The sequence below is a fragment of the Pseudoalteromonas sp. Isolate6 genome, from assembly GCF_022398435.1.
Classification (GTDB): domain Bacteria; phylum Pseudomonadota; class Gammaproteobacteria; order Enterobacterales; family Alteromonadaceae; genus Pseudoalteromonas; species Pseudoalteromonas galatheae.
Map to the genome: position 1 here is coordinate 1 of NZ_JAKEVK010000175.1, position 10,499 is coordinate 10,499.

A 10,499-nucleotide genomic window follows, 5' to 3' on the forward strand; every position below is an offset into this window, starting at 1 on the left:
ATTTATTATTTTATTGCGTTTCGCCTCGGATCCTGTGGGTTTGTAATCAAACGCTATCAATTTGCTGGCAACTGCGCAAGCTTTGTACCCCATAAAATGCGATTAAAACTCACTATCAAGTAGAATCCCACACTCCACAGCGCGCCAAAAACTGGCCAAAAAACGTACCAAGGCATTGATATAGAAATGACGCCAAAGTTAGCTGCTCCAAGATAGCTTGGTGGCGCGCAAACCAAAAATATCACTAATAATATCGGCGCCTTGAGAGCTAATAGTTTGGAAAGTGCATTATTTATTGTCAGTACCAATGCAATCCACAAAACCCAAAGCCAAAGCGGAACTAATTCACTACCTTGATAATTGATAAGCTGGGTTTTGACCGCAATCAGTTCAATGCCCACTCCTATGGCAGGGCCTACGAGCGCAAGCACCAAGTTGAGACGTTTATTTTGATGCCCTGCGAGCATAACGAGACAGCCAACCAACATCAACCAAAGTGCGTCTGCTCGAAAAAATAATGCAGCAAACCAAATACTTTGGAAGAGTAGCGCGTTAGTAATCCAATGTTTGAGTACAGACATGTGACTGATATCTTGGTTTTCTGGCGACTAAATGTACTGCACTGGTTGCTCTTTGTTTAAACGCCCCTTCGCAGTAGCATAAATAAAATTGCCAAAGGCGATAAAAGCGCTCATCGAAACGTTTACCATCAAGTGAAGGCCATGCTTTTTCAAACCGAACACGCCAATCGTATAGCGTTCTGGCGTAGTGCAGACCGATATCATGGAGTTCATGGACAACCATATCTGTGGAATTTACGATTTGTTTGCTCATTTCACTCACGGAAGGAAGACAACCGCCGGGAAAAATGTACTGCTGAATGAAATCCGATTGCTTAAGGTAGTGCTGATAACGTTGACAAGCTATAGTAATAGCTTGAATAAGCATTGCGCCTGTCGGCTTTAATAAGTCGTTACATTTAGCAAAAAAGCCCGATAAATACGCGTGTCCAACTGCTTCAATCATTTCAATTGATACCAGCTTGTCGTACTGGCCATCCAATTCGCGATAATCTTTTTTTAGTAACGTGATATGCTGCTGCAACCCTTCTTTTTCAACCAATGCTTTTACGTACGCATGCTGCTCTTCTGAAATAGTTGTCGTGGTTATATGGCAGCCGTAGTTTTTCGCAGCATAAACCGCAAATGCCCCCCACCCTGTGCCAATTTCAACAACTTTGTCAGTTGACTGAAGATCCAACCGCTCACAGATTGCTGCTAACTTATGTTGCTGCGCTTCTTCAAGCGATGCCTCCTTTGAGGGATACACTGCACTAGAATAAAGCATTTCTTCACTTAAAAACGATTCATATAGGTCGTTACCAAGGTCGTAGTGGGCGACAATGTTACGCTTTGATCCTTGTTTTGAGTTTTTGTTTTTAAGATGCTTTATCTTATTCACAATGCCGGAGAAAAATGCAAACTTATTTTCAAAGGCATCCAGCTGAGCTTGGTTTAGGACGAAGATCTCAATCAGTTTGGTTAAATCTGAACAACTCCAGTGACCAAGAATGTAAGATTCCCCCGCTCCAACACTGCCGCCAAGTGCAAATAGCTTATACATTTGAGCTGAATGAACATGAATATCAACGCTTAGGCTTGTTTCTGGGTCACCAAAACAGTATTTTTGGTCGCCTTCGACAAGTACCACTTTTCCGGTTTCTAAAGTATTCAACGCGCCAAAGACGAGTTTTTTATACAATCTATCAAACGTAGAAAGCGAAATTGATGAGGATATTATCGTGGTATTTTCCATCTTATACTCTTCCGGGATGCCCAACAAAAGGCACTTTTTTTAAGAACAACTTCAACGCTTGCCAATAAATACCTTTAGCTATGCTCCATGTCATTGCAGGAAACCGCTTGAGCAATTGATTAATATTTGCTTCATTGAGTTCCTGCTTTTTGAGCGTCATCGTGGCATCAAATAGCAACTCGTCACCTTTTCTATTTTCAATATGAATTAGTGTCTTGCTACCAGGTGGCTTCACTTTCCAATGGTAGTGCATATCCAAATTCATAAAAGGTGATACGTGAAATTCTTTTTTAAAGTTCACATCTTTATTTAATTCAACTAAATAAAAATGACGCTCATTCCAAGGCGTGTTACTTACCTCGGCAAGCATATGACTAAAACCAGAGCCCTTTTCGTCTTCAAAAAAGTAGAAATTAACTGGACTGAAATAAAAGCCTAAACAGCGTATTTGCGCCATTAAATATACTTTTATTTGTGAAGAAACGGGCTTTCCTAGTGCATTTGACTTGGCACGTGCGCGCTCAACTAAGCTTTCCCCTTCTGTGATAATATAGTCAGCTTGGTTAAACTTAAGCAGTTTTAAACCAGATGTACCAAACTTTGGTGAAACGCTATTGAGTGCGTCAATTTCACTTAAATCTAGCCACATCATATACATGGGATAGGAAAATACGTGATTGGCATGGGCAAACCGCCGATGCCTGACTTTGCCCACCAGTATTGCACTATTCAAAATGAGATACCCAATTGCTCAGCCACATCTACTGCACTTCTCACACCATCTTCATGAAAACCGTTGAACCAGTATGCACCACAAAAATAACTATGGTGTTTACCATCAATATCAGCTTTACGTTTTTGAGCCGCAATGCTGGTGGTATTGAAAACCGGATGATGATAAACAAAACGGCGGATCACTTTGTCTTCAGCTATCCCTTCATCATGATTTAACGTGACGCAGTATTGATGTTTAGCGTCAAACCCTTGCAGTATGTTCATTTGATAGGTGACAACAGCGGCTCTGTCCGTCGCTTCGTTTAATAAATAGTTCCAACTGGCCCACGCCAGCGGACGTTTTGGCAATAACCGAGTGTCAGTGTGTAGCACTACAGAGTTTGCAGTATAAGGGATGGCACCAAGTATCGCTTGTTCATCACTCGATGGGGTATTTAGTAATGCTAAAGCCTGATCGCTATGACACGCAAAGACGACTTTATCGAAGTACTCATTACTACCATCTTTGAAGATGATGGTCACACCAGCCTCATCACGAACCACTGTTTCGATGTCAGCATTAAGCACAATATTGTCTTTAAATTCTGCCACCAATGGTTGAATGTATTCCCTGGAACCACCTGGGATAACATACCATTGAGGGCGATTGGTGATGTCCAAGAGCCCATGGTTGAAGAAAAACTGGACAAAGAACTTAGCTTCAAAGTCGAGCATTTCTTTGATACTAGTTGACCAAATCGCGGCACCCATAGGCAAGATGTAATGCAATTTAAAAAATTCATTAAAGTGGTGCTTCTCTAGAAGTTTGCCGAGCGTTTCAACACCTTCATAATCGTCTTTTTCATACAGTGACTTACAGAGACCATTAAAACGTACAATATCCTTTAGCAATCGCCAGAAAGTTGGTCTCAATAGGTTACGCTTTTGCGCAAATAATGTGCGGAGTGAGTGGCCATTGTACTCAAATTTGGATTGACTGTTGTGAACGCTAAAGCTCATTTCAGTTTCTTGACGACTAATACCGATCTCAGCCAGTAGTTTTTCAAATTTTGGATAGGTTCTGTCGTTAAATACGATAAAGCCAGTATCAATCGCGAGTTTTTCGCCTTGGTGTTCAACATCAATAGTTGCCGTATGACCGCCAATATAATCATTTTTTTCAAACACTTTTACGTCATGTTGACGACTTAAAAGGTATGCTGCAGTCATACCTGAAATACCGCTTCCAATTATTGCAATCTTAGCCACGAGCTATCCTTTTTGCGAGAGGTAACCACAGCGAAAATGGTAGTAACCTGAAAAATTTTAAAAATAGGGTAAATCTTTTCGGAAAATGTATTTCTTTTTTGCGTTTCTCTATTCCTTTACTGATGTAGTCAACGGCGTCATCGACGCTTACAATAAATGGCATCGGAAAATCGTTTTTGTCGGTTAGTGGCGTTTCTACAAAGCCCGGATGAACTAAGGTTACGTCTATTTTTTTTAATGTCGCGGTCAGAGTGCGGGCTAAATAACTCACAGCCGCTTTTGACGCGCCATACGCTTCAGCACGAGGTAAAGGTAAAAAGGCACTACTGGAACTTACGATACAAAGTTGCCCGCCAACTTTCATTTTTGGGAGTAATACGTCTAGGCAGTGTCCAATTGAGATGACGTTGATATTCATTACTCGTTCGAACAAATGGCCGTCGAATTGATTAGGATTATCAATATACTCGCAACCACCTGCGTTGAGGATCACTAGATCCAAGCCGTCAATGTCTTCAAGGTTGTGCTCCAACTCATCGCGATTTGTTAGATCAAATGCCCTGCCCTTCGTCCCTACGGTATTTTCTAATTCATTTAAAACTTCCGTATTGCGACCACAGACAGTTACATGATGAGACTGCTTCGCATAGTATTCAGCAAGGCCTTTGCCTATACCTGATGTTGCGCCGGTAATTAAAATATTACTCATGCCGTGATCCTTTTGTCTAAAAGCCGAATAACCCCCCCAAGCAGGGGAATTTGGCGATATAGCATTTGCGCACTGTCGAAATAATCCCGATGCTGCGACACTTTGTCACCGATAAAATTCAGACGACTATGACCATCGACTTTGATATCCTTGCCACCATTTAGCTTGCGGTGTTGGTATGTCATAGTCCAGTAAATGAAGCTAATGTCATCAACTTCATAACTGTTGGTAACAAGAAATTCTATATCGGAGACGTTCTCATATAACCCCTGAAAATAGCTTGTTAGCGCGTCAAGCCCTTGAATTTTATGAAAAGGGTCTACAAAGCTGATGTCCTCGGTGTAGATTGAAGCCAATTTACCAAGGCTGTGCCTGTCTATTTCATTATAAATTGCCACGAATCGCTGCGTTCTGTGATCCATACCTATTTAAACCTTAAATGCGTCAAGTGCTCTCGCCCTTGCCTCTTTATGTTCAACCAGCGGTTCTGCATAATCGTCCTTTCCGCCAAATGCAGCTAGATAGTCATGAGGAAAGTGTATATGCTTCGCTGGAACATTTTTCAATTCAGGCACATATGTACGGATAAAGGAACCATCGGGATCAAACTTTTCGCTCTGCGTGATGGGATTAAAAATACGAAAATAAGGCTGTGCGTCACAACCTGTGCTGGCAGCCCACTGCCAGCCACCATTATTACTGGCAAGGTCACCATCTATTAATTTAGACATAAAATAGGCTTCGCCTTCACGCCAATCGATGAGCAGATGTTTAGTTAAAAAACTAGCAACAATCATGCGTAGTCGATTGTGCATCCAGCCGGTTTTATTGAGCTGACGCATTGCTGCATCGACGATTGGGTAGCCGGTCTGACCATTGCACCAAAGCTCAAATGCCTGATTATCGTCCCGCCATCTAATCGCGTTGTATTTATCATTGAAATTGAAGCCCTTGCATAAACGCGGATAAGCGACAATGAGATGACGATAAAACTCACGCCAGATGAGTTCGTTTACCCAACAAAACTCTGGCTTACTTGGGTTTTCAAGCACTTCAGGGTAGTGAAGTTGGATCTGCGCGATGAGCTGCTTGGGCGATATAATGCCTAATGCCAAATAGGGGCTAAGTCCCGAGGTTCCTTTGATTGCTGGAAAATCACGGTCATCTTGGTAGTCTGCTAGCTTGTTCTTAATAAAGCGATTTACTATCGTCACAATAGCATTATCATCGGCTGGCCATTTTTCTGACTCATTGGTTATCTGGAAGAAAGCCGGCTTTTTGAAATTTGCATCGTGTTGTTTGTCCAATGGCCAGCTAGGGAAGTGAAATTGCTGCCCCACGAAAAGTTTTAACCATGCTTTTTTAAATGGAGTAAACACCTTGAACATCTCACCAGACCCTGTAAGCACAGAGCCAGGTTTGGCAACGAGATCACCGTCGAATAACTTCAACGTAATCACAGTTGCACACGCTTCGTCGCGCGCCACTTCATTTACTTCGTACTCTTTATTTGCATACAAGCAATCAATGCCGTTATCGTCACAAACCGTTTGTAGCTGCTCCGGTAGCTCAGCAAAAGTAGTGGCTTCAATTATATGTAAAGTAATGCCAAATTCGCTAAGCTGATTGCCAAGTTCAAGCAGCCTGCGCTCAAGTAGGTCGAGCTGAATACTTGCAACCCTGTGTGATTGCCACTGAGATTTGCAATAAAAAAAAAGCGCATCACGTGCGCCCTCATTCACGGCTTCAATCAAAGCCTCGTTGCCGTAAACCCTGAGATCACGGCGAAACCAAAAAGCTGTTTTCATTATTAAATTCCGAATCTTAAGCGCAGTTCATTGGGGTATGGGTCAAAGTACACTTGGCTTTGCAGATATTCTTTGGGGTGCACAGTAAGGTGATGTTTGAGCAAGGTCAACGGCACATACAGAGGTACGATACCTTTGCGATACTGCTCTATTGCACCACACATTTCCTGCTTTTCGATGCTTGAAAGCTCGTTCTTGAAGTACCCCTGCAGATGCGTTAGCGTGTTTGCTTGGTTTTTACGATTGGCGGGCTTGCTGAGAGCAGACATTAAACCGCTTATATACTTCTGTTTCAGTACCTCTCTATCAAATTGCTTGCCATCGCCAAGTAAACGGCCTAAGTCTTTGTAAGCTTGGTAGTTATGGCTCATCAGCAGATACTTATGTTTAGCATGAAAATTCGTTAATTCATGTAAGCCAATACTTTCAGATTGGGTCAATTCCTGCCAACTTTTATAGACGAAAACCCGCATCACGAAGTTTTCTCTGAGGTGCATGTCGTTAAGCCTGCCATTTTCCTCACAGGGTAAAAGCGGATTGTGTTTCATGATCTGCTCAGCAAAAATACCAATCCCTTCGGATGTATTTCCTGTTCCAGCCTCGTTATATACCTTGACACGCTCCATTCCGCAGCTTGGGCTTTTAGCGCAAAATATAAACCCGGAAAGGCTTTGTGTTTGAGACGTCGCAACCTTTTCACCAAATTCTTTGAGCTTTGGTGCTACGTCTTCTTTACCATCGGGACGGCTAACTTTAATAATGTCCCCGACACGGATCTGCCTGATGGTTGGTCGTGGAATTGGCATGCCTATCGCGACTTCTGGGCAAAAGCGCGTGTATTCGACATGTTCAGCGAACTCATCCATACAAAAGTTTGAACGCTTATGACCAGAGTCAAAGCGAACTTTGTCTCCGGCCAAACAAGCGCTAATACCAATTTTTATTGGTGATGAAAACTTCATTTCGCAACTATTCCTTTAATAAATTAACTTACCAATTGGGTTTAACAATTTGCTTAAGCCTTTGTTAAAGTGTAGTGCACTACTCACTACAGTAAAGCACAAGCACCCATCTTTCGTCCGCGGAGAATGGTTGTGTTTACCATCTTGCCAAATAAAGTCGCCCGGTACATATTCCCCCGCTTCATCCGCAAAATCGCCGTCAAGTAGCAAGGTAATCTCAAAGCCTGTATGGGTATGCTCAGGGATGTCACCCTCAGCGCCAATTTGGAGAAGGCTTGAACGCAGGTCCCCGTCTTCTAACAATAACCGAGAGCGGGCGATTTTGCCTACACCTGAAAATTTGGTGCGGTCGATATTCGCAATAGCACGAGGTAACTGAACATCTCTACCTTGATAGTGAAATGTTGGCTGAATATATTCTTTAACTTCGTCGATTTCATTATCCACAGTTATAGCTTGCATCATTGCTTCAAAATCGCAGCTTAATGTAGAGTCGCTTTTTCCTCCAAGCTGAATACTCGCTTCTTGCGCTTCAAGTTGTTGAGTTTTTTTCCGGCAACAAGGACACATTTCGACATGAGCTGCAATTGCAACACTGATGCTTGCGGGCAAATTGCCTTCAACAAATTGGCTTAATAATGAGTCATTCGGGTGATGCTTAATCATGCTTGATCTCCCATTTCTGCGCGAAGTTTTTGTAAAGCGAGACGTAAACGTGATTTCACTGTCCCTACAGGTATATTAAGATGCTCAGCCAATTGCTCTTGAGACATTTCTTGAAAATACACGCCTTTTACTATGTCTCGTTGTGCTGGCGGCAACTTATTAATATATTTTTGGATTTGCGCGGTTTGCAAGTGATCTTGAAAACCGTCATCGTCAGCCTGAGAGTCTTGAATTATCGGCCATATATCTTCGCTTATGTGTTCTTCTTTATTACTTTTCATCTTACGCAAAGCATCGAATGACGCGTTACGCATTACGGTATAGATCCACGTTGTGGCTGCACCTTTATCATGATGATATAGATGGGCTTTACGCCACACTGACGTCATCGTGTCTTGCACGAGCTCCATCGCTTGGGCGTCGTTACCAAATTGTTTTACGCCAAAGCGCCTAATTTTTGGCGCAAAGTACTCGAACAAGAATGCAAAGGCTTTGCGATCTCGTTTTTCTGCAACCTTAACCAAGGCGTCTGATAACGCTTGAGATGGAGTTTCTTGCACTGCTTTGCGAGTTCCTGACTGAACGTTGCAATCTGTAGATTGCTGTTGGCCTAACATAGCTCACCTTCCAATTTATAATTATAAGCCTTGATACGTAGGTCAAGTTGGAACAGATCACTATTTTTCATCTAAAACAGTATGTAAGAAATCTGCCACCTGTTCAAATGTTTGTGCCTGTTTTATTTTCAGTTTTTGAGACATAGAGATAGGTAAGATTTCTAGCCACCGATAAACAACCCATAGCGGTTGTGTAAAGTGTTTCTCACGATATAAATCATCAAGAACAGGATTTGCTGTAAAAACACTGTGAAGCTTATCGACAAGCGAGTCGTCAATTAAATTATACGCCGCTTCACTACATTGCCATGGCGGGCCGTCAATGATCTCGCACTTTCCGTAACGTAGAGATTGCGAGTCAACTTCTACACCATTTATCGAGACACGTGATACAGCCTCAACGTCAATGAGCAACTGACCATCGTCGTCCTGTGAGAAATCAACAATTTTTACGTGCACTCCTTCACTAGGCACATTATATGGCATGTCGTCTACGTATGGGCATAACACAAACCCTTGCTCTGTTTTAGCGGCCTCTTTTATCATATATAAGTAGCGCAGCTCGAAAATCCGCAGCCGAGTGAACCCGCCTGGGAGCAAGAATATTGGCAATGGAAATAAAGCTAGTTTCATAATTCCCGTTCAAATACTCAAAAACTAACGATAATTACGACTACGCTATTTATCTGGATCAATTCACGCCAAAATTATAATTACTCCCAAACACAGCATTTAGCTATCACGTGATTCTTTGAAAACACAACGCCCTCAGCTTGTAAACGTGACTTTTGCTCCAAAAATTTAATACTATCTTGAGGAAATGAAAGACGCCGCTGGCTATTTACTACTCTATACCATGGTAACGTTGAGCCGTGTGGTAGATTCTTTAGCAATTGACCTACCTTTCTGGCATGTTTAGGAAAGCCAGCCAATCTCGCGACTTGTCCATATGAAGCCACTTTTCCAAATGGAATGCCGCCAATCACGGTAAAAATTTTTTCAGCTAATTCTTGCTGCTCGCTGCTTTTCATATTGAATATTTAACTCTTTTAGTTTGTCCCAGAAATATCGCGCAACGGGTCCATGATGAGAAATATGTAACCGAAACGCGTGAATTTCAGCTTCAAACTCATCATTTCTATCGACTACCCTAACTCGCTGTAAAATTCCGGACTCGATCTCTTCTCGGCATAGGTCTAGACCAATCAACGCATAGCCCATCCCCTGCAACAAATAGCGCTTTATGGCCAGCGTATCATCTAGTTTCATGACGTTATTGCTGTTGCGGTATGCTAGGCGTTCACTATCAAAATTAAACTTGCTCTCTTTCATTGCAAGAGAAGGGTACTGAGCAAGTTCTGCAAAACTAAGTTCGGACGGCATGTAATCTGTCAACGACACTAAACCTAGCTTTACGCGGCCAATCGCCATAGACTCTATATCCCCAGTAGAGTGAAATAAGTCGAACCACGGGCCGATCCCTAAATTGGCTAAACCTTGAGTTACCTGCTCTAGCGCGAAAAAACGCTTACCACTAGAAATATTCATTTCCGTTGCTGGGAATTTGACAAAAGCATTGCCCAAAACTTGATCAATTTGATTCTGATATACGAGTGGTTCGTAACAGATGTTAAATCTTGGCTCGTTGCCCGCCGCAAATTCAGTCGCGAGTAATGACAGATCTCTATGATGATTCAGTAATTTTTCGGCTTCGAAGTAAAAACGACGGCCCTGATCCGTTAACACATTGCGATATTTCTCACGTTCAAAAAGGGCAAATCCCAAAGATTGTTCTAATCTTTTAATTGATTGAGAGACCGCAGGCTGCGTCTTGTGAAGCTTATTTGCTGCTTCGGTAAGGCTAGATGCCTCAACAACGGTGCAAAACGCCGCTAAGTCCGAAATCTTCATAAATAAATCTTATGCAGTATAGAATGAT

13 protein-coding genes are annotated in these 10,499 nt (G+C 42.3%); all 13 read right to left on the reverse strand.

Features of this window, described 5'->3' with window-relative positions:
• Positions 1-56: 56 nt before the first annotated feature.
• On the reverse strand, positions 57-581 hold the full coding sequence (locus L1D50_RS18040) for a DUF2878 domain-containing protein (RefSeq protein ID WP_138522933.1): 525 nt from the start codon (positions 579-581) through the stop codon (positions 57-59).
• Positions 553-1,815 carry a cyclopropane-fatty-acyl-phospholipid synthase family protein gene (locus L1D50_RS18045; RefSeq protein WP_138522932.1) on the reverse strand — a complete coding sequence of 421 codons (1,263 nt, stop codon included), beginning with the start codon at positions 1,813-1,815 and terminating at the stop codon, positions 553-555. The genes L1D50_RS18040 and L1D50_RS18045 overlap by 29 nt, the downstream gene beginning before the upstream one ends.
• A 1-nt stretch (position 1,816) precedes the next feature.
• Positions 1,817-2,548 (reverse strand): DUF1365 domain-containing protein, encoded by a 732-nt coding sequence (locus L1D50_RS18050; protein ID WP_128726571.1) that lies wholly within the window; start codon positions 2,546-2,548, stop codon positions 1,817-1,819.
• Positions 2,545-3,798 (reverse strand): FAD-dependent oxidoreductase, encoded by a 1,254-nt coding sequence (locus L1D50_RS18055; protein WP_128726572.1) that lies wholly within the window; start codon positions 3,796-3,798, stop codon positions 2,545-2,547. The genes L1D50_RS18050 and L1D50_RS18055 overlap by 4 nt, the downstream gene beginning before the upstream one ends.
• Complete coding sequence (locus L1D50_RS18060) at positions 3,791-4,507, reverse strand: SDR family NAD(P)-dependent oxidoreductase (RefSeq protein WP_128726573.1); 717 nt, start codon at positions 4,505-4,507, stop codon at positions 3,791-3,793. Before L1D50_RS18060 ends, L1D50_RS18055 begins: the two co-directional genes overlap by 8 nt.
• Positions 4,504-4,929, reverse strand: coding sequence for a nuclear transport factor 2 family protein (locus L1D50_RS18065; protein WP_138522930.1), 426 nt, complete (start codon positions 4,927-4,929; stop codon positions 4,504-4,506). Before L1D50_RS18065 ends, L1D50_RS18060 begins: the two co-directional genes overlap by 4 nt.
• A 6-nt stretch (positions 4,930-4,935) precedes the next feature.
• Positions 4,936-6,315 (reverse strand): deoxyribodipyrimidine photo-lyase, encoded by a 1,380-nt coding sequence (phrB, locus tag L1D50_RS18070; RefSeq protein ID WP_239966537.1) that lies wholly within the window; start codon positions 6,313-6,315, stop codon positions 4,936-4,938.
• 2 nt (positions 6,316-6,317) lie between these two features.
• The gene (locus L1D50_RS18075) at positions 6,318-7,277 is read right to left on the reverse strand and encodes a DUF523 and DUF1722 domain-containing protein (protein ID WP_138522929.1); all 960 of its coding nucleotides are present in this window, start codon (positions 7,275-7,277) and stop codon (positions 6,318-6,320) included.
• A 15-nt stretch (positions 7,278-7,292) separates the two neighbouring features.
• Positions 7,293-7,943: a ChrR family anti-sigma-E factor gene (locus tag L1D50_RS18080; protein ID WP_138522928.1), complete on the reverse strand. Its 651-nt coding sequence runs from the start codon at positions 7,941-7,943 to the stop codon at positions 7,293-7,295.
• Positions 7,940-8,560, reverse strand: coding sequence for a sigma-70 family RNA polymerase sigma factor (locus L1D50_RS18085; RefSeq protein ID WP_010377183.1), 621 nt, complete (start codon positions 8,558-8,560; stop codon positions 7,940-7,942). Before L1D50_RS18085 ends, L1D50_RS18080 begins: the two co-directional genes overlap by 4 nt.
• A 60-nt stretch (positions 8,561-8,620) precedes the next feature.
• Positions 8,621-9,193 carry an LON peptidase substrate-binding domain-containing protein gene (locus tag L1D50_RS18090; RefSeq protein WP_239966538.1) on the reverse strand — a complete coding sequence of 191 codons (573 nt, stop codon included), beginning with the start codon at positions 9,191-9,193 and terminating at the stop codon, positions 8,621-8,623.
• Between the two features lie 80 nt (positions 9,194-9,273).
• Entirely contained in the window at positions 9,274-9,591 is a 318-nt protein-coding gene (locus L1D50_RS18095; protein ID WP_138522925.1) for an MGMT family protein, read from the reverse strand.
• On the reverse strand, positions 9,560-10,471 hold the full coding sequence (locus L1D50_RS18100; protein ID WP_239966539.1) for a LysR family transcriptional regulator: 912 nt from the start codon (positions 10,469-10,471) through the stop codon (positions 9,560-9,562). The genes L1D50_RS18095 and L1D50_RS18100 overlap by 32 nt, the downstream gene beginning before the upstream one ends.
• Positions 10,472-10,499: the final 28 nt, after the last annotated feature.